Origin of the sequence: Pseudoxanthomonas sp. CCNWLW251 (genome assembly GCF_037402255.1) — a bacterium.
Lineage (GTDB): Bacteria > Pseudomonadota > Gammaproteobacteria > Xanthomonadales > Xanthomonadaceae > Pseudoxanthomonas_A.
Genome location: NZ_JBBEGA010000001.1, coordinates 72,876 through 98,060 on the forward strand (window position 1 = coordinate 72,876; position 25,185 = coordinate 98,060).

Annotated in this window: 20 protein-coding genes, 1 other RNA gene and 1 pseudogene; 9 read left to right on the forward strand and 13 right to left on the reverse strand. The window is 67.9% G+C overall.

All coding sequences use genetic code 11. The annotated features are described in order from the left end of the window. Nucleotides 1-33: 33 nt before the first annotated feature. The 4 genes from dnaJ to hrcA all read right to left on the reverse strand — a co-directional run bounded on the left by dnaJ (nt 34) and on the right by hrcA (nt 4,912). A complete protein-coding gene (gene dnaJ, locus WBN46_RS00300; protein WP_192201123.1) occupies nt 34-1,152 on the reverse strand; it encodes a molecular chaperone DnaJ in 1,119 nt (372 codons plus the stop codon). Nucleotides 1,153-1,280: 128 nt separating this feature from the next. Beyond that, a complete protein-coding gene (dnaK, locus tag WBN46_RS00305) occupies nt 1,281-3,197 on the reverse strand; it encodes a molecular chaperone DnaK (RefSeq protein WP_337729825.1) in 1,917 nt (638 codons plus the stop codon). 104 nt (nt 3,198-3,301) lie between these two features. Then, nucleotides 3,302-3,820: a nucleotide exchange factor GrpE gene (grpE, locus tag WBN46_RS00310; RefSeq protein ID WP_142125400.1), complete on the reverse strand. Its 519-nt coding sequence runs from the start codon at nt 3,818-3,820 to the stop codon at nt 3,302-3,304. Between the two features lie 42 nt (nt 3,821-3,862). Next, the gene (gene hrcA / locus WBN46_RS00315) at nt 3,863-4,912 is read right to left on the reverse strand and encodes a heat-inducible transcriptional repressor HrcA (RefSeq protein ID WP_337729828.1); all 1,050 of its coding nucleotides are present in this window, start codon (nt 4,910-4,912) and stop codon (nt 3,863-3,865) included. Nucleotides 4,913-5,002: 90 nt separating this feature from the next. On the opposite strand from hrcA, the gene recN reads away from it, so the two are divergent. After that, complete coding sequence (gene recN / locus WBN46_RS00320) at nt 5,003-6,670, forward strand: DNA repair protein RecN (RefSeq protein WP_337729829.1); 1,668 nt, start codon at nt 5,003-5,005, stop codon at nt 6,668-6,670. Between the two features lie 105 nt (nt 6,671-6,775). Here recN and fur read toward each other — a convergent pair whose 3' ends face one another. Further along, nucleotides 6,776-7,180, reverse strand: a complete 405-nt coding sequence (gene fur / locus WBN46_RS00325; RefSeq protein ID WP_142125397.1) for a ferric iron uptake transcriptional regulator — start codon at nt 7,178-7,180, stop codon at nt 6,776-6,778. Between the two features lie 102 nt (nt 7,181-7,282). On the opposite strand from fur, the gene bamE reads away from it, so the two are divergent. Then, nucleotides 7,283-7,675: an outer membrane protein assembly factor BamE gene (gene bamE, locus WBN46_RS00330; RefSeq protein WP_192201119.1), complete on the forward strand. Its 393-nt coding sequence runs from the start codon at nt 7,283-7,285 to the stop codon at nt 7,673-7,675. Nucleotides 7,676-7,690: 15 nt separating this feature from the next. On the opposite strand, the gene WBN46_RS00335 is transcribed toward bamE, so the two are convergent. Both WBN46_RS00335 and WBN46_RS00340 read right to left on the reverse strand, forming a co-directional pair. Then, entirely contained in the window at nt 7,691-7,939 is a 249-nt protein-coding gene (locus WBN46_RS00335) for an RnfH family protein (RefSeq protein WP_337729830.1), read from the reverse strand. Nucleotide 7,940: 1 nt separating this feature from the next. Beyond that, nucleotides 7,941-8,369, reverse strand: a complete 429-nt coding sequence (locus WBN46_RS00340; RefSeq protein ID WP_337729831.1) for a type II toxin-antitoxin system RatA family toxin — start codon at nt 8,367-8,369, stop codon at nt 7,941-7,943. Nucleotides 8,370-8,410: 41 nt separating this feature from the next. Between WBN46_RS00340 and smpB the strand changes: the two genes are divergently transcribed. The 6 genes from smpB (at nt 8,411) to WBN46_RS00370 (ending at nt 13,610) form a co-directional block, all read left to right on the forward strand. Then, nucleotides 8,411-8,899: an SsrA-binding protein SmpB gene (gene smpB / locus WBN46_RS00345; RefSeq protein WP_142125393.1), complete on the forward strand. Its 489-nt coding sequence runs from the start codon at nt 8,411-8,413 to the stop codon at nt 8,897-8,899. A gap of 212 nt (nt 8,900-9,111) precedes the next feature. Then, nucleotides 9,112-9,465: a transfer-messenger RNA gene (gene ssrA, locus WBN46_RS00350) on the forward strand. 132 nt (nt 9,466-9,597) lie between these two features. Continuing rightward, nucleotides 9,598-10,278, forward strand: coding sequence for a DUF3348 domain-containing protein (locus WBN46_RS00355; protein WP_337729832.1), 681 nt, complete (start codon nt 9,598-9,600; stop codon nt 10,276-10,278). After that, the gene (locus WBN46_RS00360) at nt 10,275-12,353 is read left to right on the forward strand and encodes a DUF802 domain-containing protein (RefSeq protein WP_337729833.1); all 2,079 of its coding nucleotides are present in this window, start codon (nt 10,275-10,277) and stop codon (nt 12,351-12,353) included. Before WBN46_RS00355 ends, WBN46_RS00360 begins: the two co-directional genes overlap by 4 nt. Then, the gene (locus tag WBN46_RS00365) at nt 12,350-12,997 is read left to right on the forward strand and encodes an OmpA family protein (RefSeq protein WP_337729834.1); all 648 of its coding nucleotides are present in this window, start codon (nt 12,350-12,352) and stop codon (nt 12,995-12,997) included. Before WBN46_RS00360 ends, WBN46_RS00365 begins: the two co-directional genes overlap by 4 nt. Further along, nucleotides 12,987-13,610 (forward strand): DUF2894 domain-containing protein, encoded by a 624-nt coding sequence (locus tag WBN46_RS00370; RefSeq protein ID WP_337730846.1) that lies wholly within the window; start codon nt 12,987-12,989, stop codon nt 13,608-13,610. Before WBN46_RS00365 ends, WBN46_RS00370 begins: the two co-directional genes overlap by 11 nt. 537 nt (nt 13,611-14,147) lie before the next feature. Here WBN46_RS00370 and WBN46_RS00375 read toward each other — a convergent pair. Then, nucleotides 14,148-15,437, reverse strand: a complete 1,290-nt coding sequence (locus WBN46_RS00375; RefSeq protein ID WP_337729835.1) for a DUF1343 domain-containing protein — start codon at nt 15,435-15,437, stop codon at nt 14,148-14,150. Nucleotides 15,438-15,605: 168 nt separating this feature from the next. Between WBN46_RS00375 and WBN46_RS00380 the strand changes: the two genes are divergently transcribed. Next, nucleotides 15,606-17,660, forward strand: coding sequence for a hypothetical protein (locus WBN46_RS00380; protein ID WP_337729836.1), 2,055 nt, complete (start codon nt 15,606-15,608; stop codon nt 17,658-17,660). A gap of 37 nt (nt 17,661-17,697) precedes the next feature. Here WBN46_RS00380 and WBN46_RS00385 read toward each other — a convergent pair whose 3' ends face one another. From WBN46_RS00385 to alr, 5 genes and pseudogenes are all read right to left on the reverse strand, one after another. Continuing rightward, nucleotides 17,698-20,061, reverse strand: a complete 2,364-nt coding sequence (locus WBN46_RS00385; RefSeq protein ID WP_337729837.1) for a Tex family protein — start codon at nt 20,059-20,061, stop codon at nt 17,698-17,700. Nucleotides 20,062-20,212: 151 nt separating this feature from the next. Further along, a pseudogene (locus tag WBN46_RS00390) lies at nt 20,213-20,785 on the reverse strand (OmpA family protein); the annotation flags it as partial. 210 nt (nt 20,786-20,995) lie between these two features. After that, the gene (locus WBN46_RS00395) at nt 20,996-22,456 is read right to left on the reverse strand and encodes a wax ester/triacylglycerol synthase family O-acyltransferase (protein ID WP_192201109.1); all 1,461 of its coding nucleotides are present in this window, start codon (nt 22,454-22,456) and stop codon (nt 20,996-20,998) included. Between the two features lie 59 nt (nt 22,457-22,515). After that, entirely contained in the window at nt 22,516-23,934 is a 1,419-nt protein-coding gene (locus WBN46_RS00400; protein WP_337729838.1) for a deoxyribodipyrimidine photo-lyase, read from the reverse strand. A gap of 31 nt (nt 23,935-23,965) precedes the next feature. Next, entirely contained in the window at nt 23,966-25,162 is a 1,197-nt protein-coding gene (gene alr / locus WBN46_RS00405; RefSeq protein ID WP_337729839.1) for an alanine racemase, read from the reverse strand. Nucleotides 25,163-25,185: the final 23 nt, after the last annotated feature.

Below are 25,185 nucleotides of genomic sequence, written 5' to 3' on the forward strand. Positions count from 1 at the left end.
TCGCCCGCGCGGGCGGCGGGGTAGCGCATGAAATCAGGAGGTCATGCGGTCCCAGAAGCCCTTGACGCCATCCAGGAACGTGGCCGACTTCGGCGAGTGCTTGCGCGCTTCGTCGCCGCTGAACGTGGCCTCGAATTTCTCCAGCAGTTCCCGCTGCTCGGGGGTCAGGTTGACCGGCGTTTCCACCACCACGCGGCAGTACAGATCGCCCTCGCTGCGGCTGCGCACGGACTTGACGCCCTTGCCGCGCAGGCGGAACAGCTTGCCGGTCTGCGTTTCCGCGGGGATGCGGATCTCCGCCTCGCCATGCAGCGTGGGAACGCGCACGGTGTCGCCCAGCGCCGCCTGCGAAATGCGGATGGGCACTTCGCAGTGCAGGTCGTCGCCATCGCGCTGGAAGATGTCGTGTTCGCGCACGCGCACTTCCACGTACAGGTCACCCGGCGGCGTGCCTGGCGGGCCGGCTTCACCCTCACCGGTCAGGCGGATGCGGTCACCGTTGTCCACGCCGGCCGGAATCTTGACCGACAGGACCTTTTCTTCTTCCACGCGCCCGGCGCCATGGCATTCCGTGCAGGGATTCCGGATGATCTGGCCGCGGCCACCACAGGCCGGACACGCCTGCTGCATGGCGAAGATGCCGCGCTGCATGCGGACGTTGCCGCGTCCACCGCAGGTGCCGCAGGTCTCCACCTTGCCATCGGCCGAACCCGAGCCCTTGCACGGCGCGCAGGCGACCAGCGAGGGAATGTCGATGCGCTTTTCGACCCCGGCGACGGCTTCCTCTAGGTCCAGCTCCATCACGTAGCCGACATCCGCGCCGCGGCGCGCCGCGCGGGCACCGCCTCCGCCGAAGATGTTGCCGAAGATGTCGCCGAAAATATCGCCCATGTCGGGGCCACCGGCACCGCCGCCGCCCATGCCGTGTTCGAACGCGGCATGCCCATGGGCGTCGTAGGTGCGGCGCTTGGCGCCGTCCGACAAGACCTCGTAGGCCTCCTTGCACTCCTTGAACGCGGCCTCGGCGGCGGCATCGCCCGGATTGCGGTCCGGGTGGTGCTTCATGGCGCAGCGGCGATAGGCCTTCTTCAGGTCTTCGTCACTGGCGTCGCGGGCCACGCCCAGGACTTCGTAGTAGTCGCGTTTGCTCATTGAGCCGTGATTCGTGAGGGGTTATGGGTGATTCGCAAAAGCAACTGCCTGTTCGATGTCCAGGATCCGCGACGGAAGAAGTGGAGCTTGCGCTCCACCTTTCCGAATCCCGAATCCCGAATCACTCATTACGGCTTCTTGTCGTCCTTCACCTCGGTGAATTCCGCATCGACCACGTCGTCCGCGGGGTTGCCCTGGCCCGCATCGGCGGCGCCCGGCTGCTCCGACGCGGCGGCTGCATACAGCGACTGGGCGGCTTCCTCCAACGCCTTGGACTTCGCTTCGATCTGCGCCTTGTCGTCGCCCTTCATCGCCGTGTCGAGGTCGGCGATCGCGGCTTCGACACGGCCGATCACGTCGCCCGGCACCTTGCTGCCGTGTTCGGTGATGGCGCTGCGGGTGGCGTGCAGCAGGCCGTCGGCCTGGTTGCGCGTCTGCACCAGCTCCTGGAACTTCTTGTCTTCCTCGCGGTGCGCCTCGGCATCGGCGACCATGCGCGCGATCTCGTCCTCGGACAGGCCCGAACCGGCCTTGATCTCGACCTTCTGTTCCTTGTTGGTCTTCTTGTCCTTGGCCGACACGTGCAGGATGCCGTTGGCGTCGATGTCGAACGACACCTCCACCTGCGGCATGCCGCGCGGCGCCGGCTCGATGCCGGACAGGTCGAACTTGGCCAGCGACTTGTTGAAGCGGGCCTGCTCGCGCTCACCCTGCAGCACATGCACCGTCACCGCGGACTGGTTGTCCTCGGCGGTGGAGAAGGTCTGCGAGGCCTTGGTCGGGATGGTGGTGTTCTTCTCGATGATCTTGGTGAACACGCCGCCCAGCGTCTCGATGCCCAGCGACAGCGGGGTCACGTCGAGCAGCAGCACGTCCTTGACGTCGCCGGCCAGCACGCCGCCCTGGATCGCGGCGCCCAGCGCCACGGCCTCATCGGGGTTGACGTCCTTGCGCGGCTCCTTGCCGAAGAACTCGGCCACCGCCTGCTGTACCTTCGGCATGCGGGTCTGGCCGCCGACGAGGATGACCTCGCCGATGTCGCTGGCGCGCAGGCCGGCATCGTTCAGCGCGATGCGGCACGGCTCGATCGTCTTCTTCACCAGGTCTTCCACCAGCGCTTCCAGCTTGGCGCGGGTCAGCTTGATGTTGAGGTGCTTCGGGCCCGAGGCGTCGGCGGTGACGTACGGCAGGTTCACTTCGGTCTGCTGCGAGCTGGACAGCTCGATCTTGGCGCGCTCTGCGGCGTCCTTCAGGCGCTGCAGGGCCAGCGGATCCTTGCGCAGGTCGATGCCCTGGTCCTTCTGGAACTCCTCGACGAGGTAGTCGATGACGCGCTTGTCGAAGTCTTCGCCACCCAGGAAGGTGTCGCCGTTGGTGGCCAGCACTTCGAACTGCTTCTCGCCGTCGACGTTGGCGATCTCGATGATGGAGACGTCGAACGTGCCGCCACCCAGGTCATAGACGACGATCTTGCGGTCGGCGCCGCCGTCGCCCTTGTCCAGGCCGTAGGCCAGCGCGGCCGCGGTCGGCTCGTTGATGATGCGCTTGACGTCCAGGCCGGCGATCTTGCCCGCGTCCTTGGTGGCCTGGCGCTGGCTGTCGTTGAAGTAGGCCGGCACGGTGATGACGGCTTCGGTGACGGTCTCGCCCAGGAAGGCTTCGGCCGTCTTCTTCATCTTCTCCAGGATGCGCGCGGAGATTTCCTGCGCCGACAGCTTCTTGCCGTCGGAAGTCTGTACCCACGCGTCGCCGTTCTCATGCGGGATGATGGCGTACGGGACCAGGTCTAGGTCCTTCTTCACTTCCGCGTCGGTGAACTTGCGGCCGATCAGGCGCTTCACCGCGTAGAAGGTGTTCTTCGGGTTGGTGACCGCCTGGCGCTTGGCCGACGCGCCCACCAGCACTTCGCCGTCCTTGGTGTAGGCGACGATGGAGGGCGTGGTGCGGTCGCCTTCCGAGTTTTCGATGACGCGGGCCTTGCCGCCGTCCATGATCGCCACGCACGAGTTGGTCGTGCCGAGGTCGATGCCGATGATCTTGCCCATGGTGAATGCTCCCTAGCAAATTCTGTCTGGATCCGGCCGGTGGCCGGGTGGATGGTCTCGATATAAGGGTGCGATGACGCCGTTCAAGCGCCCCGCGAAGGCGTTCAGTCGTGTTTTGCCACGACGACCAGGGCCGGGCGCAGCAGGCGGCCATTGAGTACGTAGCCCTTCTGGAACACCTGCACCACGCTGCCGGGGTCCGCGCCGGGGGCATCGGCCTGGCTGATGGCCTGGTGATGCTCGGGATTGAAGGCTTCGCCGGCAGGGTCGAGCAGGGTCAGGCCATTGTCGCCGGCCACTTTCAGCAACTGCTTGTACGTCAGCTCGAGCCCGTCGCGCAGCGGACTGGGCTCATTGCCCGCCGCTGCCAGCCCGGCGTCCAGGCTGTCGAATACCGGCAGCAGGTCGCCCAGCAGGCGTTCGTTGGCGAACTTGCGCGCCTGCTCGATATCGCGCGCCACGCGCTTGCGCTGGTTGTCCAGGTCGGCGCGCTCGAGCAGCGACGCCGCGCGCAGCTGGTCCACTTCGTTGCGGAGGGTTTCCAGTTCGGCGATCAGCGCGCCTTCGACGTCCTGCGGCTCGTTGCCGCCGCCCAGGTCGGAATCGTGTTCGTGTTGGTTCATTTCGGGTCCCATCGCGGCAAGTCCGGCCGCCCAAGCACCAACCTATGGGGCCGGCGTTTCCGGATTCAAGGCCGCACCGAGTACATCCGCCGCCGCCTGCACCACCGGAATGACCCGGTCATACGCCATCCGGGTAGGCCCGATGACGCCCAGCACGCCCAGCACCTGCCCGCCCGCCATGTAGGGGGCGGTCACCACCGAGACGCCGTCGTGCGGCGCCAGGCCGGTGTCCTCGCCGATGAAGATGCGTACGCCCGGCGCTCGGATCGTGCGCTCCAGCAACTGCAGGATCTCGCGCTTGCGGGCGAATGCCTCGAACAGGTCGCGCAGCCGTTCCAGATCGGACAGTTCCTGCACGCCCATCAGGCGGGTCTGTCCTGCCAGCACCACGTCGTCGTTGGGCGGCGTGAGGGCCTGCTCCGCCAGTTCGATGGATTCGGCCAGCAACCCCTCCATCTCGGTCTGCGCCCTGCGCAGGTCGTGCAGCAGGTTTGCGCGGATCTCGGACAGGGGCCGGCCGGCGAACTGGGTGTTCAGGTAGTTGGCGATGCGCTCGAGTTCGGACCGGTCGTAGGCCCGGCGCGTTTCGATGACGCGGTTCTGCACGTCGTTGTCGGCGAATACCAGGATGGCCATCACCCGCTGGCCATCCAGCGGCACGAAGTCGATGTAGCGGAACGCGAACTGCTCGCGCCGCGGCACGCTGACCACGCCGACGAAGTGGGTCATCGCCGACAGCAGCTCGGAGGCGTTGCCGAGCAGCGCCTGGGTCCCGGCGCCGGCCGGCAGCTCCGAACGCAGCCGGGCCACTTCGCCCTCTCCGAGCGATTTCACCTGCACCAGGCTGTCCACGAACACCCGGTAGCCCTGTGCCGTGGGGATGCGCCCGGCGGAGGTGTGCGGCGAACTGAGCAGCCCGACCTCCTCGAGTTCAGAGAGGATGTTGCGGATCGTCGCCGAACTGACTTCCAGCCCGGCGTGCCGGGCCAGCGTCTGCGACCCCACCGGCTCGCCGTCGCGGATATAGCGCGAGATCAGCGTGCGCAGCAGTTGGCGGGCGCGCGGATCCAGCGGGAGCGACGGTGAGTTCATGCCCGTTAGATAACGTCGCGCCTGCGGCTTTGCAAGCCGGGCGCTCCCCGCGTCTCAGAACCTGAGCCGGCACCGCTTACAATCCGCCGCATGCTCAGACACCTCGCCATCAAGGATTTCGCCGTCGTCCGCGCCGCCGAGCTGGAGTTCGGCGATGGCATGACCGTCATTTCAGGAGAAACCGGCGCCGGCAAATCGCTGCTGGTGGACGCGCTGGGCTTCCTGTCGGGCCTGCGGGCCGACAGCGGGGTGGTCCGGCATGGCGCGGAGCGCGCCGAGCTCTCCGCCGAGTTCCTGGCTTCGGCGGGCTCTCCGGCGCACACCTGGCTCGCGGACAACGAGCTCGACGACGATGGACAATGCCAGTTGCGCCGGGTGATCCGTGCCGACGGCGGCTCGCGCGCCTGGATCAATGGCCGCAGCGTGACGCTGTCGCAGCTTTCCGACCTCGCGGCCCGCCTGGTGGAAATCCATGGCCAGCATGAACACCAGGCCCTGCTCGCCCGCCAGAGCCAGTTGGCGCTGCTGGATGCCTTCGCCCGCAACGGCGACGAGCGCAGCGCCGTGCGCGACGCGGCGCTGCGCTGGAGCACCCTCCTGCGCGAACGCGAACAATTGTCCGGCCAGGGCGATGTCTCGGACAGGATCAATTACCTGGAGCACCAGTTGGCCGAGTTGCAGCGCGAAGACCTGTCGCCGACCGCGCTGGAGGCCCTGGTGGCCAGCCATCGCCGCCAGGCCCACGCCACCGGCCTGATCCAGGCCTGTGACGCGGCGCTGGGTCAACTGGCCGGTGACGACGCCCCCTCGTTGACACGCCATCTGCAGCAGGTGCGCGCCGACCTCGCCCGCCAGGCCGAACACGAGCCGCGCCTGCGCGACGTGGATGCGCTGCTGGACGGCGCGGCGATCCAGGTCGAGGAAGCCCTGTCGCTGCTCGGCCAGGTCCGGGACGACCTGGACGGCGAACCCCTGCAGTTCGATGCGCTGGAGCGCAAGCTCGCCCGCGTGCACGACCTCGCGCGCAAGCACCGGGTGCCGCTGGAAGGCCTGCAGGAGCAGCACGACCGGCTGGCGGCCGAGCTGGAATCACTGCGTGGTGCGGGCGAGCGCCTGCTCCAGCTCAACAGCGAGATCGACGCGGCCAAGGGACACTGGCGCGATGCCGCCGCCGCACTGACCCGCACGCGCCAGCGCGCCGCCAAAGCACTGGGCGACACCACCACCGCACTCATCGCCGAGCTGGGCATGGGCGGTGGCCGCTTCGGGATCGAACTGGAGCCTCAGGACGGCGAACGCCCGGATCCGACTGGCGCCGAACGCATCGAATTCCTGGTCTCCGCCAACGCCGGCCAGCCGCCCCGCCCGCTGCGCAAGGTCGCCTCCGGCGGCGAACTCGCGCGCATTTCGCTGGCGATCGAAGTAGCCGCGCTTGGCCTGGATGCGGTTCCCACCATGATCTTCGACGAAGTGGATACCGGCATCGGCGGCGCGGTCGCCGAGATCGTCGGCCAGAAACTGCGCGCACTCGGTGCCCAGCGACAGGTGCTGTGCGTCACCCATCTGCCCCAGGTGGCCGCGCAAGGCCACGCGCACTACCGCGTCAGCAAAGCGCCGGTGGAGGGCATGACCCAGAGCGCGGTCGAGAAGCTGGGCGCGAAGCAGCGCGAGGAAGAACTCGCCCGCATGCTGGGCGGCGTGGAGGTCAGCAAGGAAGCCCATGCCGCGGCCAAGCGGCTGCTCGCCAACGCGGTCTGATCCACCCTTATTGTTTACTTGTGGGAGCGACGCAAGTCGCGACGAGGCTTCATCGACCCCACTTCGCGACTTGCGTCGCTCCCACAGCCCGGGATTTCCGGGCTATCAGCGCTTCTTGCGCACGTACAGCACCAGCGAGTGCTCTTCCAGCTCGTAGCCATGCTTGGCGGCGATCTCGCGCTGCAGTTTTTCGATCTCGGTGCTTTCGAACTCGATGATCTTGCCGGTGTCCACGTCCACCATATGGTCGTGGTGGCCGCCGCGATCGAGTTCGTAGACGGCCTGGCCGCCCTCGAAGTTGTGCTTCAGCACCAGGCCTGCCGCCTCGAACTGGGTCAGCACGCGGTACACCGTGGCCAAGCCGATCTCGTCGCCGTGGTCCAGCAGCTGACGGTAGATGTCTTCCGCGCTCAGGTGGTGCTGGGAGTTCTTCTGCTCCAGCAACTCCAGGATGCGCATGCGCGGGTGGGTGACCTTGAGGCCGACTTTGCGAAGGTCCTGCGATTCCATGGCGTCTCCGTTCACTCTCGGTTTAGCGCCAGCTGCCTGAAGCTCGGTTGCGGCGGTGCGCGGGAGTGTATCATCGGCCCGGTTTCCTACCGTACCTGCCCCATGCGCAAATTCCTGCTGGTCGCCGTCCTCGCTTCCGCCACTGCCGGCTGCGGCATTCTCTACAAGCAGCCGATCTACCAGGGCAACCTGCTCGAGAAGACGGCCGTTGACCAGTTGCAGGTGGGCCAGAGTAAGCAGCAGGTGCAGTCGCTGCTCGGCAGCCCGTCGATCGCCGATCCGTTCCATGCCAACCGCTGGGACTACACCGCCAGCAACCGCACCAATCGCCGTGGCACGACCGAGATCAAGAATCTCACCCTCGTGTTCAACGGCGATGTGCTGGCCAGTTGGGAAGGCGAATACTTCCCCGAAGCCGACCTCCAGCTGTCGCGCGACGTGCGCAAGTTCGGCCCCAACCTGGCCAAGGAAAAGAAGAAGGGCGGCCGCCGCTGAGGCGGGGCTGACCTGCTATCTGCGCGCCCGTCGACGGCGCGCGTCCTTCGGATCGATCAACAGCGGCCGCAGCACTTCCACGCGGTCGTCCTCGTTCAACACCGTCGCTGCCGTCGCGTTCACGCCATGAATCGCGATCGCCGCCGATTGCACGTCGTCGAAACCGCTCGCAACCAGCGCATCGGCCACCGTAGCGCCGGGCGGCAAATCCAGTTGCACCGCCTCGAACCGGTGCGGCCAGGCGCGGATCACCTCCACGCGCATCTCATTCCCCGCGGTCGGCGGCGCGCACGAAGTCGTCCACCATGCGGTCCGCCAGCGTCTGGAAGCCGATCGCCATCGCCGGTGCCAGCAGGCGGCTGGAAGGCTCGAATTCCAGCGTCAGCGTGACTTTGCAGGCCGACTCATCCAGCGCATGGAAATCCCAGCGCCCATGCAGCTTGCGGAATGGCCCATCGACCAGGTTCATGTCGATGCGGTGCGGACGGTCCAGCGTGTTCTCGGTGGTGAACCATGTGCTCAGTGAGCCCAGCCCCAGGTCCAGTCGGGCCACCAGGCGGCTTTCGTCCTGCTCGATGATCCGGGCGGCGCTGCACCAGTCGAACCGGCGGGGATAGGCCGCCACGTCATTGACCAGGTCGAACATCCGGGTGGCCGAGTGTTCGACCAGGGCGCTGCGGCGAATCGTGTGCATGTGGCTCGCGTAGGGTTCCGCCTTCGGCGACAATAGGACGGATGGCAAAGAAACCGGACAAGAATAAAGCAACGGGCACGATCGCGCTGAATAAGCGCGCGCGCCACGAATACCACCTTGAGCAGCGCCACGAGGCGGGCCTCGCCCTGCAGGGGTGGGAGCTGAAGGCCATCCGCGCCGGCCGCGCCAACATTACCGAGGCCTACGCCACCATCCGCAATGGCGAGATCTTCCTGTTCGGCGCGCAGATCACCCCGTTGATCCAGGCCTCGAGCCATGTCGTCGCCGATGACCGCCGTACGCGCAAGCTGCTGCTGCACCGGAACGAGATCGACAGCCTGATCGGCAAGGTCGAGCGCGATGGCTACACGCTGGTGCCCACCTCGCTGTACTGGAAAGGCAACAAGGTAAAGGCCGAACTGGCGCTGGCCAAGGGCAAGCAGACTCACGACAAGCGCGCCACCGAGAAGGACCGCGACTGGGCGCGCGAGAAGTCGCGCGTCATGCGCCGGCACAACAAGGACGCGTGATTGCATCGCGCAACGCGATGGAATCCCCAAGATTCGCTATGCGAATCTCGGGCCCCGACGCACGCCACCTATCCCCCGTTCGCGCTGACGCGCGGATTGCCCCCCTTGCAAAGGGGGCCTGGCCTCACGAGGCTGAACATCGCCGTCGCTGCGCCTTGTGAAGCGAGGTAGCCAGCCCTACACTGGTATTCGTCAGGACGTTTCTGACTCCCGGGGGTGCACTGGCTTCGACGGGGGTTGCGAAGTTGCCTGGTGCATGCCGAGGGGGCAGCTTTCCTCGTAAATCCAGCGGCAAAACTCTAGTTGCCAACGACGACAACTACGCTCTCGCCGCTTAAGGCGTAAGCCCTGAAACTGCTTGTGTCCGTGCTCGCAGCGTAAGGTCATCATCACGGAATCGCCGGGAGTGGCTGCCTGTCAGCACCCGGTCAACCTAAAACAGGCTGGTTCTGCGGTGCGCTTTGCCCACCGTGCTGCTGCAGGACGAGACTCAACGGCGGGATAAGCATGTAGTACCGGGGATGGAGTGCCTTCGGACGGCGGTTCAATTCCGCCCACCTCCACCATTTGAAGAAAAGCCGGAACCGCGAGGTTCCGGCTTTTTCTTTGCCTGCCCGCATCCGTCAGCTCAGATTACCGATGAACGGACCATTTGCCGGTCAGTCGACTTGGGGCTTCCTGTAAAATCGCCGTCTTTTTTGAGCGTCAGCGTGGCAGCAGTACAACAACGGGCGCCGGTGTCGGCCCCGGCCTTCGTCCGACTCCTGGCCCGATTGGGCGATATCGGCGCGCCTTCCGCGGGTCCCGCCCTTTCCGAGCAGCTGGGCCAGTGGATCGACTGGAACCGCGCCATCGCGCTGTCGCGCGCACTCGACGCGGCGCCACCGCCCGGCTCCTTCCCGATCCAGGCCGAGGGCGAAGCCGCCGCCTGCGCCCGCGTACGCACCACCTTGCAGACCGCCATCACGCGCACCGACAAGCCCGCACACCCCACCGGCGAGGATTTCGCGCCGTTCCGTCGCCACTGCGTGGACCTCCAGCGATCCATGCTGGCGTCGACCGGCCAGTTGCGCGGGCGGTTGCGCGATGCACTGGCCACGGGCTCATCCGACCAGGCGAGGCTGGCCGAAGTCGATGCCGTCATGGAAATGACGCTGAGCCCGCGCGAACACGCCCTGCTGGCCACGACCCCTACCCTGCTCGGCCAGCACTTCGAACGGCTGAAGCGGGCCAACGCCGAGGCGCCCGACGACGCTTGGCTCCCTTCTTTCCGCCGCGACCTGCAGGACGTCCTGCTCGCCGAGCTGGATGTCCGCTTCCACCCCATCGAAGCGCTGCTCGCCGCCCTTCGCACTTCGCACGCCTCCGGAACACCATGATCAGAACCCCTCTCCTCGCTGCCCTGTTCCTGCTGGGCCTCGCCATCGTCACCTGGATCGGGGTCGGTTATGTCGGCACGCATGCGCTGGGCGTCGTGGTCACGCTGGTCATCGGCGGCTGCTACGTGGCCGGCGCGATCGAACTGCACCGCTACCGTCAGTCCACCGCCATGCTGGTGCAGGCCGTCGCGGATACCTCCGCCGCCGGCAGTGGCCTGCACGCATGGCTGGCGCTGCTGCCTCCGGGCCTGCGGCCGTCGGTGCGGCAACGCATCGAAGGCGAGCGCGTCGCCCTGCCCGCGCCGGCGCTGACGCCTTACCTGGTCGGCCTGCTGGTGCTGCTGGGCATGCTGGGCACCCTCCTCGGCATGATGGCCACGCTGCGCGGCACCGGCCTGGCGCTGGAAAGCGCCACGGATCTCGACGCCATCCGCGGTTCGCTGGCCGCGCCGGTCAAGGGGCTCGCCTTCGCCTTCGGCACCTCGATCGCGGGCGTGGCCACCTCGGCGGTGCTCGGCCTGCTGGCGGCGCTCTGCCGTCGTGAACGGCTGCAGGCCGTGCAACAGCTCGATGGAGAAATCGCGACCTCGCTGCGCGTGCACTCCCAATCGTTCCAGCGCGAGGAATCCTTCCGCCTGCTGCAGCAGCAGGCCGCGCTGATGCCCGACCTCGTGGACCGGTTGCAGGCGATGGTCGCGTCGATCGAACACCAGAACAACGCCGCAGGCGAACGCCTCGTCGTCAACCAGCAGGCATTCCACGAACGCACCGAGGCGGCGCAGGTACAGCTCGCCGCTTCGCTCGAGCAAGCCTTGAAGTCGGGTGTCGACGCCAGCGCCCGTGCCGTCGTCGCCGCGTTGCAGCCGGCGACCGAAGCGACGCTTTCAGGGCTTGCACGCGAGAGCGCGGCGATGCAGGACGCCGTCACGCAAGCGGTGCAGCGCCAGCTCGACGGCCTGACCGCCGGTTTCGGCGCCGCCTCGACTGCCGCGGCCGCCAGCTGGGCTACGGCGATCGAGCAGCAGCGCCAGACCAATGACAGCCTCACCGGCCAGATGCACGCCTTCTCCGAACAGCTGGCCAGCCGCTTCGAGCAACAGAGCGCGGCCCTTGTCGATGGCGTGTCCACGCGGCTGGAGCACAACGCCACCGAACTCTCGGACAGCTGGAACCAGGCGCTTGCGCGACAGGACGCAACCAACGCCGCGATCGCCGCGCGCAACGAACAGGCGCTGGCGGTGGCTGCAGGCGGCATCGAACGCCAGGCCACCGCGTTGCTGCAGGCGATGGAGCACTCGCATGCCGGTCTGCAGCAGACGCTGGCGGCACAGGACGAACAGCGGCTGTCGGCGTGGGCCGAGCGCTTGGCCGCGATGAGCGCCACCCTGCGCGAGGAATGGGAACGTGCAGGCGCGCAGTCCGCCCGCCTGCAACAGGAGATCTGCGACGCGCTCGCGCGCAGTGCCCAGGACATCACCACCCAGGCGCAGGCGCACGCCGCGCAGACCATCACCGAGATTTCGCACCTGGTGCAGGTGGCGTCCGAAGCGCCGCGCGCCGCCGCCGAGGTGATCGCGGAACTCCGTCAGAAGCTGTCCGACAGCATGGTCCGCGATACCGCCATGCTGGAAGAGCGCAACCAGCTGATGGAGACACTGCAGACCCTGCTCGACGCGGTGAACCACGCCTCCACCGAACAGCGGGATGCCATCGATGCGCTGGTCGCCACGTCAGCCGACCTGCTGGACCGCGTTGGCACCCGCTTCACCGACCATGTGCAGGCCGAGACCGGCAAGCTCGAACACGTCGCCGCGCAGGTCGCTGCCGGTGCCACCGAGGTCGCCGGCCTGGGCGATGCGCTGGGCAGCGTGGTCGCCCGCTTCGGCCAGTCCAACGACGCCCTGCTTGCGCGCCTGGAAAGCCTCGAAGGCGCGCTGGAGCGCTCGCTCGTGCGCAGTGACGAGCAGTTGGCCTACTACGTGGCACAGGCACGTGAAGTGGTCGACCTGAGCCTGTCCGCGCAGCGCCAGATCACCGTCGACCTGCAACGCCTGTCCGGGGCCGAAGCCGCATGAGCGTGGAGACCGGAGACGACGCCGACCTCGGCGCGCCCGTCTGGGCCAGCTTCGGCGATCTGATGTCGGTGCTGCTGGGGGCCTTCGTGCTGGTGCTGGTCGGCGTGATCGCGGTACAGGCGCAACTGTCGCAGCGACTGGACGAAGAAGTCCGCAGGCGCGAGCGGGAAACACAGCAGCGCGATGCGCTCGAGAAGGCCCTCGCGGTGCCGCTGGCCGAAGGGCGGGTGACGCTGGTGGATGGCCGCATCGGCATCCGCGGCAGCGTGCTGTTCGCGCTGAACTCCGACCAGTTGCAGCCCGAGGGCCGTGACCTGCTCAAGGGTCTCGCCACTCCGCTCGCGGGCTACCTGCGCACGCGCGACGAGATCCTGATGGTGAGTGGCTTCACCGACGATCGCCAGGTGCGCAACAGCAATCGCCAGTTCGCCGACAACTGGGAACTCTCGGCACAGCGCTCGCTCACGGTCACGCGCACGCTGATCGCCGAGGGCGTGCCGTCGTCGTCGGTGTTCGCTGCCGCGTTCGGCGCGGAGCAACCGGTCAGCGCGAACACCGACGAAGAAGGCCGCGCACGCAACCGCCGTGTCGAGATCGCCCCCATCCCCCGCCCCGCCAAACGCAGCGGTGACGATGGACGGTGACGCGTTGCCGCTGACGGCGCAGCTGCAGGCGTGGCGTGCCCAGGGCGCGGACCACGCGGACCCGGCACGCTTCGACATCCTGCAGGCGCTCGCCGCACGGATCAGCACGCAAGAGGGAGAAGCCCGTCGCCTGCTGGAAGCGCGACTGTCCGGGTTGATCCGGGCGTACGAAAAGACCCTGGCGCAACGACCGTCCGCCGCACCCGCAGCGGAGCGCGCGGCCGTGCCGACTTCCGGACTGCGCGAGCTGGTCGCCGCGCTGCAGGCGCGCGCGGATCACGTTCCAACCGCTGACGCATCCCCCGCCGCGCCCGTGCAACTGACCGAAGCGCGCGATACCTGGGCCCGGATCCGCATCGACAGCCAGCTGCGCGCGTCCTTGCACAACGTGCCCGAAGACGCCGGCCCGTTGAACTCCGGCATGCTGGTGCATCGCGCCCTGCACCTGATGCGTGCGGTGTCGCCGGGCTATCTGCAGCACTTCATCGCCTACGCAGACACCCTGTCGTCGCTGGAACAGCTCCAGCAGGCGGTCGCCCCGCTGACCGCGGCACCCGAAGCCCCGCGCACGACCCGACGCACCCCGCGCAGGCGGAAAGCAGTGGCGACGTAGCGGCTGCAGCACGCGTGGGCGTCGTCTGGCATGTGGGTGTGGGAGCGACGTCAGTCGCGATGAAGCGTGACCGATCGCCCCTCGCGACTGACGTCGCTCCCACGCCTTTGCCGGTCGCAGCCGTCTTCGTCATTCCGAGCCCTTTGGGTGGCCCTCAATGTGAGAAGGATGCCACTGCGAGCGCGATCGTTCGGGCTGGCTGTGAGAAAGATCGGGCTCCGGGCCTCCTCCGCGAGGCTGCGAGCTCCGAGGATCGCTTTCGGAATGCCATCCCATCGATCTCGGAAAGCCATCGATGGCTTTCAATGCGAGACAGATCGCATTCCGAGCCCCATCCGCAAGGCTCGGAGCTTCGCGGATCGCGATCGCAGTGCCATCTTCATCGCATTCCGAGTGTCATCGACGGCGCTCCGAGTCCCATCGCTGGCTCTCAATGTGAGACAGATCGCCCTCGGCGCTCGAACGTTGGGGCCCCGGAGCCCCATCGCTCACGCTCCGAGCTCCGTCGCGGGGGCTCACGGTGAAACGGCCGCGCGCTCAGGGCATCGGATACAGCAGATGCTGCCGGCGCAGTGCCTCAAACGCCACCAGCCCCGGCTGCCAGCGCGCCTCGATAACGTCCAGGGTGTCGCCGCGCGCGATGGCGGCGCGCAGATCGTCCAAGCCGGCCAGCCGGTCGAAGAACGGCGGCTGGCCGGGCAGGAAGGCGAACTCCCCGGGATGCTGGTCGTGCAGGGCCTTCAGGACCGCGATGCCGGTACGCACGGGAAGGAATGCCGCGCGGTCGGTCACGTGCAGTTGTACGCCGCCACAGGCCTGGCCGGCATGCTTGGAGAACGTGGGCGTGAACCAGGTGGGACGGAAGCGCACGCCGGGCAATCCAAGTGCGTTGAGCCGCTCGGCCAGTGCGTGCGCATCCACCCAGGGGGCGCCCAGGGTTTCGAATGGCCGCGTCGTGCCGCGCCCCTCGGACACGTTGGTACCTTCCAGCAACCCCATGCCCGGATACACCAGCGCGGTGTCCGGCGTGGGCATGTTGGGCGACGGAGGCACCCACGGCAACGCACCGCGCAGCGGTTCATCGCCGCGCTGCCAGCCCTGCATCGCGACCACATGCAGCTCGGCGCCGATGCCGAACCCGGTATTGAACAGCGTCGCCAGCTCGCCGATGGTCATGCCATGGCGGATCGGAATGGGGAACATGCCCACGAACGACGCCAGCGCCGGATCCAGCACCGGGCCCTCGACCCGCACCCCACCGAGCGGATCGGGCCGGTCCGCCACGATCACCGGAATGCCGGCGCGCTTCGCCGCGCGCATCACGCCCGCCAGCGTGTACGGATACGTGTAGAACCGCGTGCCCACATCCTGGATGTCGAACACCAGCACGTCGACGCCGGCCAGCATCTCCGGCGTCGGTTCGCGGTGCTCGCCATACAGGCTGTGCACCGGCAACCCGGTCACAGCATCGCGCGATGAGGCGACCTTGTCGCCGGCCTGCACGTCGCCCCGCACGCCATGCTCCGGCCCGAACAGCGCCACGAGCCTGAAGTCGCTGCGTGCGGCGAAACGGTCCACACTGCTGCGCAACGCATGGTCCATGCCGGTGGCATTCGTCACCAGACCCACGCGCTTGCCGCGCAGCAGGTCCAGGCGCGAGGAGAGCAGGACATCGATGCCCAGCAGCGGTGGCGAGGTGGCGCAATCGCAGGCTGCGGGAGCCGGCGGCGATGTCGCGGCGGATGCCCCGCTCGCGCCGCATGTGAGCATCAGGCCGAGCGCCAGCATCGCGATGCGCCGGCGCGGGTGGCGCGGCGCGGCATGCATCGGTCGCGAGTTCCGGGGCATAGTGGCGCTCTCGTTTGCTATCGTTGTCATGACGATAGCAGCCCGCGTCGGGCGCCGCGCAGAGGGAACATCGCCGGTCTCGACACCGTCTTCCGTTGTCTGATGAGGGATCCGATGTCCCGTACGGCGAAATGCATCATGCGAAGCATGTCCTTCCTTGCCATGGCCGGTGTCCTGGCCCCCGCCACTGCGCAACCTGCGCCGTCCCGCCTGGGCGTGACGCCCTCGGCGCAGTCGCAGGACTTCGTGGCGCACAAGCAGCAGTTCCAGTTGCACAGCCTGCTGACCGAACAGCGCCATCCGCGCAGCTTCGACCTGAGCACGCGCATCGCGGCCGACACCACCGACGGACTGGCGGCGCTGCTGGCGGTGGACGAGGACATCGCGAAGGCCCTGCAGGGCGTGGCCGACGATCCGGCACGGCGGGCAGCGCTCGAAGCGGCCTCGCACGACATCACCCGCGCGCTGCGCGACGGGCATCGCCTGTACTTCTATGGCACCGGCTCGACTGGACGACTGGCTGAAACGATCGAAAGCGGATTGTGGCGCCCGTTCTGGCAGCGCGCCGCGGCGTCGCCGGCGATGGCCAGGATCGAGGCGCGCTTTCCCGGCCTGGGCGAGCGCGTGCGTGGCGAGATCACCGGTGGGGACCGTGCACTGATCGCCTCGCTGGAAGGCTTCGAGGACATCCCCGAGATCGGCCGCCTGCAGTTGCAGGACAACGGCATCCAGCGCGATGACCTGGTCTTCGCTGTCACCGAAGGCGGCGAAACCTCGGCCGTGATCGGCACCGCACTGGCGGCCGCCGACCAGGCCGGCGTGGACGCGCGGCGTACCTGGTTCGTCTACAACAATCCCGACGACGTGCTGCGTCCGTTCGAGCGCAGCCGTCGCGTGCTGGACGATCCGCGGATCACCAAGATCCCGCTGCCCACCGGGCCGCAGGCCATCACCGGCTCCACCCGCATGCAGGCCACCACCACCAGCCTGTACGTGCTGGGCGTGGTGCTGGAGGATGCGACGCGCGCGCTGTTGAGCGAGGTGCTGACGGCGGAAGAACTGGCCTCGCTGGGCTTCGGCGAGTCGGGTATCGCCGATCGCCTGCGCGGCTTCGCCGGCATCCAGCAGACTGTCGCGGCGGCCGCGCCGAAACTCGCGGCGTGGACGGACCGCGAAGCCGCCGGTTACGCCGCCGGACATCGCGCCACCTATCTGGCCACGCGCGCGTTGATGCCGGTGTTCGTGGATGTCACCGAGCGCGCGCCGACCTTCCGGCTCGGCCCGCTGGACCCCGTGGACGCACCGGAACGGCGTTCGTGGATCCAGGTATGGACGCCCGCAGGCAATGCACAACAGGCCTGGCAGGCACTGCTGCACCGTCCCTTCCATGGGCTGGACAAGGCGCTGTACCTGCCACCGTTCGAAACCGGCATCCAGGACCCGTACCTGCGCGAATCCGCGCTGCGCGGGCTGGCCAACGCGGGCGACGAACAGCAGGCGTTGTACGACCTGTCGTACTCCGACGCCAACATGCACCGCAGCGGACCGCAGGCGGGCGATTCCGGCGCGCTGATCCTGCTCGGCGATGAAGCGCATGACGAGGCGAACCGGCAGTGGCTGCACGCTTTCTCTTCAGCAGGCGCGGACCTGGTGCTGGTGTCGGTCTCCGCACGTCCGCTGGCCTCCGAGGTCGTGCGCGATGCCGCCGCCCTGCCCCGTCCCGTGCCGGTGATCGCGGTGACGGTGCCGCAGCGCGATGCGTTCGAGCTTGACCAGACCATCGCGCTGAAGATGCTGCTCAATGCCCATTCCACCGGCGTCATGGCCAAGCGTGGCCGCGTGGTCGGCAATACCATGACCAGCGTGCAGCCCGGCAACCTGAAACTGATCGGCCGCGCGACCTGGCTGATCCTGTCGCACGTCAATGCGGTGCTGGAGACGCCCGCATGGCGCGATGCGTACGGTCGCACCGCGCCGCTGGCCTATGCCGAAGCCAATGCGGTGCTGTTCGAGGCGATCGAACAGCGCCGCAACGCACCGGGTGCGAGCGGGTTGCCGGAAGTCGAGCTATCGGTGGTGGCGGTGCTGGACGCGCTGAAGGCCGGCGCGCCGATCGACTGGAACGCGGCCGCCTCCCACCTGCGCGCCGGTGGGCTGAGCCGCTACCTGGCGCCCTATGCGACGACGATGCGCGACCGCTGATCACGCATGCCCGGGTGGGAGCGAGGGCTGACTCCGATCAGCCCTGCCCCTTCGCCCGGGCGAACGCAGCGGCCAGCGCATTGTCGGCTGGCGCTGCGCCAGGCTTGGCCGGGGCCGGGCCACGCCGGTTGTCGCGGGAAGGACCACGCTCCTGTCCGCGCGACGGACGCGCATCGTTCACCCGCGTCTCGCGCGGTGCTTGCGGCGCAGGTGCATCGTCGAGGCGGCGCGTCAGCGCGATGCGCTTACGGGCCACGTCGACCTCCAGCACCTTCACCTTGACGATGTCGCCGGCCTTCACCACTTCGCGCGGGTCTTTCACGTAGCGGTCGGCCAGCGCGGAGATGTGGATCAGGCCGTCCTGGTGCACGCCGATATCGACGAACGCGCCGAAGGCGGCGACGTTGCTGACCACGCCTTCCAGGATCATACCCTCGCGCAGGTCCTTGATGTCTTCGACGCCGTCGGCGAAGCGCGCGGCCTTGAACTCGGGACGCGGGTCGCGGCCGGGCTTCTCAAGCTCCTTCAGGATGTCGCGGATGGTCGGCACGCCGAACTTCCCGTCGGTGTACTGCTCGGGCTTCACCGCGCGCAGGAACACGATGTCGCCGACGATCTGCTTCACCTGCCTGCCGCTGCCGGCCAGGATGCGCTCCACCACCGGATAGGCTTCCGGATGCACGGACGAGGCATCCAGCGGTTCGTCGCCATCGGCGATGCGCAGGAAGCCCGCGCACTGCTCGAACGTTTTCTCACCGAGGCGCGGCACGCCCAGCAGCGCCTTGCGCGTGCGGAAGGCACCGTGTTCGTCGCGGAAGCGCACGATGTTCTCGGCCACCGTCGACGACAGGCCGGACACGCGCGTCAGCAGCGCGGCCGAGGCGGTGTTGACGTCGACGCCGACGGCGTTGACGCAGTCCTCCACGCGCGCATCCAGCGCACGGGCCAGGCGGAACTGGTCCACGTCGTGCTGGTACTGGCCCACGCCGATCGCCTTCGGTTCGATCTTCACCAGCTCGGCCAGCGGATCCTGCAGTCGGCGCGCGATGGAGACCGCGCCGCGGATGCTGACATCCAGGTCGGGGAATTCCTTCGACGCGAACTCCGAGGCGGAATAGACCGACGCGCCCGCTTCGCTGACGACGATCTTCTCCAGCTTCAGGTCCGCCGCCTGTTTGATCAGGTCACCGGCCAGCTTGTCGGTTTCGCGACTGGCGGTGCCATTGCCGATGGCGATCAGCTCCACCTGGTGTTTCGCGCACAGCGCACGCAGCACATGCAGCGACGCGTCCCACTGGCGCTTGGGTTCATGCGGATAGATGGTGGCGTGGTCGACCAGCTTGCCGGTGCGATCCACCACGGCGACTTTCACGCCCGTGCGCAGACCCGGGTCCAGGCCAAGCACGGCCTTCGGCCCCGCCGGCGCTGCCAGCAGCAGGTCCTTCAGGTTGTCGCCGAACACGGCGATCGCCTCGGCCTCGGCCTTTTCGCGTGCCTGGTTGAACAGGTCCAGCAGCAGGTGCATGTGCAGCTTGGCGCGCCAGGTCAGGCGGCAGGCGTCCAGCAGCCACTTGTCGGCTGCGCGTCCCTGCGAGGACACACCCGCATGCACCGCCACGCGGCCTTCGGCCTGCAGGTGGCCGGCCTCGGCCTCCATGCCCGGGTCGAGGTCGAGCAGCAGGATCTCTTCGCGGCGCGCGCGGAACAGCGCCAGCAGGCGGTGCGAGGGAATCTTCGCCAGCGATTCGGCGTGGTCGAAGTAGTCGCGGTATTTGGCGCCTTCGTTCTCCTTGCCCTGTGCCACCTTCGCGCGGATCACGCCGACCTCGGTCATCCACGCGCGCAGTTCACCGACCAGCGCGGCGTCCTCGCCCCAGCGCTCCATCAGGATGGCGCGCGCGCCGTCGAGTGCGGTCTTGGCGTCGGCGACGCCTTTGTCTGCATCGACATACGCCGCGGCGGCGGTTTCGGGAACCTGGGTCGGATCGGCGAGCAGGCCGTCGGCCAGCGGTTCGAGTCCGGCCTCGCGGGCGATCTGCGCGCGCGTGCGGCGCTTGGGCTTGTAAGGCAGGTACAGGTCTTCCAGGCGGGCCTTGCTGTCGGCGGCTTCGATGTCGGCGCGCAGCGCGTCGGTCAGCTTGCCCTGCTCGTCGATGCTGGCCAGCACGGCGGCGCGGCGGTCTTCGAGTTCGCGCAGGTAGGTCAGGCGCACTTCGAGGTTGCGCAACTGGATGTCGTCCAGTCCGCCGGTGACTTCCTTGCGGTAGCGGGCGATGAAGGGCACCGTGGCGCCTTCGTCCAGCAGCGCGATGGCGGCCTTGGCCTGCGCGGTCTGTGCACCGATCTCGGCGGCAATGGTGGCGGCGATGTGCTGGGCGATGTGGAGATTGCGGTCTTGCATTGCGTCCGTACTGGAAAACCCGATGGACCGGGTGGGATGCCGATTGTGGCAACGGATGGCGGCGCTGGAAACGGGTTGACAGCACCCGGCGGAACAGACAAAGAAAACGGGCCGCTTGCGCGGCCCGTTTTCCACACGCTGCGACGATGGCTTACGAGCGCACGGGCAGCACGCGGACTTCGACGCGGCGATTCATCGCACGACCCGCATCCGTATCGTTGCTGGCGACCGGATACCGCTTGCCCATGCCGACGATCTCGAAGCGCTCACGCTGCAGGCCCTGGCCGATCAGGTAGTTGCCGACCGCGGCCGCACGCTGCTCGGACAGGCGCTGGTTGACCGCGTCGGAACCGATGCTGTCGGTGTGGCCGCTGACTTCCACGATGGTCTGGTTGTACTCGCGCAGCGTGGACGCCACGTTGTTGAGCGCGGGATAGAACTGCGACTTCAGATCGGCCTTGCCGAAGTCGAAGGTGACGCCATCGGGCAGGTTGAGCTTGATGACGTCGCCGTCACGGCTGACGTCGATGCCCGTGCCCGCCGTCTGTCGGCGCAGCTCGGCTTCCTGGCGATCCTGGTAGGCGCCGATGGAGCCACCTGCCAAACCGCCGACACCGGCACCCACCAGCGCGCGCTGGCGGCGTTCGGTGGCATCGCTGCCGCTCAGCAGGCCGGCCACGGCACCGATACCGGCACCGATCAGGGCGCCCGTGCGGGTGCGGTTGGGGTCGTTGGGATCGTTGGTCTGGCCGGTGTAGCTGGCGCAACCGCCCAGCAGGGTGACGGTGAGCGCTGCCAGGGCGCCGGTCTTCAGCATCGTATTCATGGATCCTCCTTGTGGCGTCGGGTGAATACCCGGAACGGTCGCAAGCCTAACCATCGCGCTGTGTAGAACGCGCGATTTCTCCCCTGTTCATTCAGGTGGCGGCGGGGATCAGGACAGCAATGCGCTCGCCGCCGGCGCATCCAGCGTCCGTTCCCAGTCGCCCATCAGCGACAGGTACAGCAGCTTGTCGAACTCCGGGCCGAAACGCCGGATCACCGCGTCCGGGTCCGGGATCAGCTTGGCGTCGGCGATCAATCCGAAGTGCACGCGGCCGTTGTAGCTGAGGATGGAGACACCGATGCCGATGGAACCTGTCTGCGGCACCCAGAACATCATCTCGCGCAGTCGCGATCCGCCCATGTACAGCGGCTGCTGCGGACCGGGTACGTTGGTGGCCACGGCCGTGGCCTTGCGGGAGAACAGCTCCAGCGCGACACCCTGGACCGCCGACGGTGCCATGCCAAGCGCAGCCAGGAGCCCGAACGCGACGATGGCCTGACGTGAGTTCTTGAGATCGCGCATGCATGCCGCCACGCGCTCCAGCCGGCGGACCGGGTTGTCTTCGCCGACCGGCAGGTCGAGGAACACCAGGCCGAAATGGTTGCCCAGCTTGCGCGCGTGCTCCAGCGGCCGCAGGTTCACGGGCACGGTCGCGCGCAGGGTGATGCCATCGACCTGCTCGCCCCGCTCCAGCATGTAGCTGCGCAGCGCGCCAGCTGCGGCCGCCATCAGTACATCGTTGACAGTGCAGTCGCAGGCGCGCCCGACGGCTTTCACTTCCTCCAGGTCCAGCGGCTCGGCCCAGGCCACCCGCTTGCTGACGCCCAGCTTGCCGCGCAGCAGCGTGGGCGGGTCGTCCGACAGCGACAGCGCATGCAGCAGTTCGCGCCCGATCTCGCCCCCCTCCTTCGCCAGCACCGTGGCCAGCGAGGGATCGCGGTACATCTCCATGCCCTTGCCCAGCACCTTGCCGCCCAACTGCATGTAGCGGTCGATCGCGCCGACCCGGCGCACGACCTCCACGCCGTCCTTCTTCAGCCATGCCGAGCGCAGGTCCTTGCCGGCGTCCGGCTTGCGGCTGGTATCGGTCAACGACAGCAGCACCTGCACCAGCGCTATCCCGTCGGCATAGCTGTGGTGGATGCGTGCGACCAGCGCCGAACCCGTGCCATAGCGCTCGATCAGGTGGAACTGCCAGAGCGGCTTGGTCTTGTCCAGCGGGGTGGAGGCCATCTGGCTGGTGAAGCGCTCCAGCGCCTTCTTCTCGGACGCCGGATCGCGCCGTCCCGGCAGTGCGGACAGGCGCACATGCCAGTCGAGGTCGAAGTCGGGATCGGTCACCCACGAGGCACCGGCCGGCGTGTCCACGGCCTTCTGCAGGAAGCGCGGATAAGCGAGGAAGCGCTTCTTCACCACCTGCTTGAGCCGGTCGAGCGACATCGGCTCGTCGAACATCAGCACGCCGGTGATCATCATCGGATTGGTCGGACGACACATCCGCAACCAGGCGGTATCCACCCGCGACATCGGCTCGCGACGCGGCTTTGCCGGCGCCTTCTTCGTGGCCATGCTTGCCCTCCTCTCCCGCGCCGAGTGAAGCACGCGGCGCCGAAAGGCGTCAACGCATCTCAGCCACCACTGTCGCGGTACGCCGCCAGCGCACCGTCGCGGCCCTCGGCGAGGTCCACGATGGGTCCGCGTGGATAGTCCGGCGCCACGTGCGCCAGCAGGTCCGGTTTCTGCCAGGGCGCGAAGCGCAGCGGCACCGGCAACGGCGCCAGTTCCGGTACCCAGCGCGCGATGTACTCGCCCCTGGGATCGAACTTCTCCGCCTGGGTGACGGGATTGAAGACGCGGAAGTACGGCGCGGCGTCGGCCCCGGTGCCGGCGGTCCATTGCCAGCCCAGCGTGTTGTTGGCCAGGTCCGCATCGACCAGCGTGTCCCAGAACCAGTGCGCGCCGTGCAGCCAGTGGTAGCGCAGGTGCTTGGTCAGGTAACTGGCCACGATCATGCGCACACGGTTGTGCATGTAACCGGTCGTCCACAGCTCGCGCAGGCCCGCATCGATGATCGGGACGCCGGTCCGGCCACACTGCCAGGCCTCGAGCGCGGCGGGGTCCACCTTCGCCCAGTCGAAATGCGCGAACCGCGGGTTGAGGTCCTGCGTGGTCGTATGCGGGAAGTGATGCAGGAGGTGGTACGCGAACTCACGCCAGCCGAGCTCGCGGATGTAGCCCTCCATGTCGGCGCCGTTGGCCGCCGAACGAACGCGCTCCAGCTCCGCCATGATCCGCCACGGCGCGATCTCGCCGAAGTGCAGGTGCGGCGACAGTCGCGATGTGCCGGTTCGGTCGGGGCGATCGCGATCGGTGCGGTAGCCGTTGAGCGCCCCCTCGATGAAGACCTCGAGCGCTTCGCGAGCCCCCGCTTCGCCCGGGGTCCATGCTTCCCAGAACCCGATATCCCACGAAGGGCGCGGACGGAGTTCCAATGCCTCCGGCGGCACGCCGGTGATGGCGTCATCCACCGCCGGCAACCGCGGTGGCGCCGTCCACGGCGCGGGCAGGCGCAACCGGGTCTGCGCGGCGCGCCAGAACGGCGTGAACACCTTGTAGGGCTGGCCTTGCTGGGTGGCGATGTCCCACGGCTCGATCAGCAGGCTGCCGTTGAAGCTCTCCGCGCGCAGCCCGTTGTCACGCAATGCCTGCTTGATCGCGGCATCGCGTGGCTGCGTGGCGGGTTCGTACTTGCGGTTCCAAAAAACCGCGGTGGCACCGGATGCATCGATCAGATCCTGCAACGTGCGTCGGCTGGGTCCATGCCGGATCAGCAGGCGCGAACCGCGCTGCCGCAGGGAGGCATCGAGTGATGCCAGCGATCTGCCCAGCCAGGCCTGCGATGCGGCACCGGGCACCCATTCGCCTTCCTCTGCCGGCGCGTGCACGTACACCGGCAGTGGCGTGAAGCCCTCATCCAGCGCGGCCTGCAGCGCCGGATTGTCGTCCAGGCGCAGGTCGTGGCGGAACCAGACGAGGGCGTTGGGCATGCAGGAAACTCTCGAAGACGGGTCCGCCTGCTTACGTCGCAGGCGCCATGCCGGATGCACCGCCGATGTATTCGCGCGGGATGCGGGCATTGAGCCCGGTCAGGATCTCGTACGGGATGGTGCCCGCTGCAAGCGCCACGGCTTCGCAGGTAATGCCATCGCCGCCCTGGCGGCCGATCAGCACCACTTCGTCCTCGTTGTAGGCGCTGCCGCCGGGACCGATGTCCACCATGAACTGGTCCATGCATACGCGCCCGACGATGGGATGGCGCGCACCCCGCACCAGCACTTCGCCACGCGATGACAGCGAACGCGGGTAACCGTCGCCGTAGCCGATCGGCACGGTGACGATGCGGGTATCGGTCGGCGCCGTCCAGGTGGCGCCATAACTGACCGTGCGCCCGGCGCCGACCACCTTGAAATAGACCACTTTCGAAACCAGCGACAACGCTGGCTTCAACGCCACGGTCGGGCGCGAGGCGGGATCGGGCATCACGCCGTACAGCGCGATGCCCGGGCGCACCATGTCCAGGCAGGTTTCAGGGAAATGCAGCACGCCGCCTGAGTTGGCCAGGTGGCGGATCGGCATCGGCGCACCGATGCGCTCGAAATGCCGGCAGGCGTCGAGGAAGCGCGCGAGCTGTCCCTGCGTCATCGGCGAGGCGGGATCGTCCGAACACGCCAGATGGGAATAGACGCCCTTCACGGTGCACCAGCGTGAGGCGACTGCGGCCTCGATGAAGGGTCCGGCATTCTCACTGTGCACGCCGATGCGCTCCATGCCGGTGTCCACCTTCAGATGGATCACCGCGCGACGTCCCAGCGATTCGGCCGCCAGTTCCACCTGGCGCAGCTTGGCAATGGAGGAGACGGTCACCTCAAGATCGCACGCCAGGAACTGGCTGACCTGCGGTGCATGGATGCCGCCCAGCACCAGGATCGGCACCGTCACGCCCGCGCGCCGCAGCGCGATGCCCTCCTCCACCAGCGCCACGCCCAGTTGCCCGATGCCCTCGGCCTGCAGGTGCAGTGCGACGGGCACCAGCCCGTGCCCATAGGCATTGGCCTTGACGATGCCCATCACCGGCACGCCCGCGTGCACCTGCAGCGCATGGACGTTGTGGCTCAACGCGTCCAAGTCCACGCGGATGCGGGTGGGACGGTCGTTCGCTTCGGGACGGAACGAGGCCGCGAAGTCCATTCCCTCGATGTGGTCGGGTCCAGGCATGGGGTGATTGTAGCGGTGCGAAT

Bases quoted from the DNA above. Each gene is read 5' to 3' on its own strand.
- WBN46_RS00340 (WP_337729831.1), bottom strand. From the start codon at position 8,369: ATGCACACGATTCGCCGCAGCGCCCTGGTCGAACACTCGGCCACCCGG.
- WBN46_RS00365 (WP_337729834.1), top strand. From the start codon at position 12,350: ATGAGCGTGGAGACCGGAGACGACGCCGACCTCGGCGCGCCCGTCTGG.
- WBN46_RS00375 (WP_337729835.1), bottom strand. From the start codon at position 15,437: ATGCATGCCGCGCCGCGCCACCCGCGCCGGCGCATCGCGATGCTGGCG.
- WBN46_RS00370 (WP_337730846.1), top strand. From the start codon at position 12,987: ATGGACGGTGACGCGTTGCCGCTGACGGCGCAGCTGCAGGCGTGGCGT.
- dnaK (WP_337729825.1), bottom strand. From the start codon at position 3,197: ATGGGCAAGATCATCGGCATCGACCTCGGCACGACCAACTCGTGCGTG.
- bamE (WP_192201119.1), top strand. From the start codon at position 7,283: ATGCGCAAATTCCTGCTGGTCGCCGTCCTCGCTTCCGCCACTGCCGGC.
- fur (WP_142125397.1), bottom strand. From the start codon at position 7,180: ATGGAATCGCAGGACCTTCGCAAAGTCGGCCTCAAGGTCACCCACCCG.
- WBN46_RS00395 (WP_192201109.1), bottom strand. From the start codon at position 22,456: ATGGCCACGAAGAAGGCGCCGGCAAAGCCGCGTCGCGAGCCGATGTCG.
- grpE (WP_142125400.1), bottom strand. From the start codon at position 3,820: ATGAACCAACACGAACACGATTCCGACCTGGGCGGCGGCAACGAGCCG.
- WBN46_RS00385 (WP_337729837.1), bottom strand. From the start codon at position 20,061: ATGCAAGACCGCAATCTCCACATCGCCCAGCACATCGCCGCCACCATT.
- WBN46_RS00380 (WP_337729836.1), top strand. From the start codon at position 15,606: ATGTCCTTCCTTGCCATGGCCGGTGTCCTGGCCCCCGCCACTGCGCAA.
- WBN46_RS00360 (WP_337729833.1), top strand. From the start codon at position 10,275: ATGATCAGAACCCCTCTCCTCGCTGCCCTGTTCCTGCTGGGCCTCGCC.
- alr (WP_337729839.1), bottom strand. From the start codon at position 25,162: ATGCCTGGACCCGACCACATCGAGGGAATGGACTTCGCGGCCTCGTTC.
- recN (WP_337729829.1), top strand. From the start codon at position 5,003: ATGCTCAGACACCTCGCCATCAAGGATTTCGCCGTCGTCCGCGCCGCC.
- WBN46_RS00400 (WP_337729838.1), bottom strand. From the start codon at position 23,934: ATGCCCAACGCCCTCGTCTGGTTCCGCCACGACCTGCGCCTGGACGAC.
- dnaJ (WP_192201123.1), bottom strand. From the start codon at position 1,152: ATGAGCAAACGCGACTACTACGAAGTCCTGGGCGTGGCCCGCGACGCC.
- smpB (WP_142125393.1), top strand. From the start codon at position 8,411: ATGGCAAAGAAACCGGACAAGAATAAAGCAACGGGCACGATCGCGCTG.
- hrcA (WP_337729828.1), bottom strand. From the start codon at position 4,912: ATGAACTCACCGTCGCTCCCGCTGGATCCGCGCGCCCGCCAACTGCTG.
- WBN46_RS00335 (WP_337729830.1), bottom strand. From the start codon at position 7,939: ATGCGCGTGGAGGTGATCCGCGCCTGGCCGCACCGGTTCGAGGCGGTG.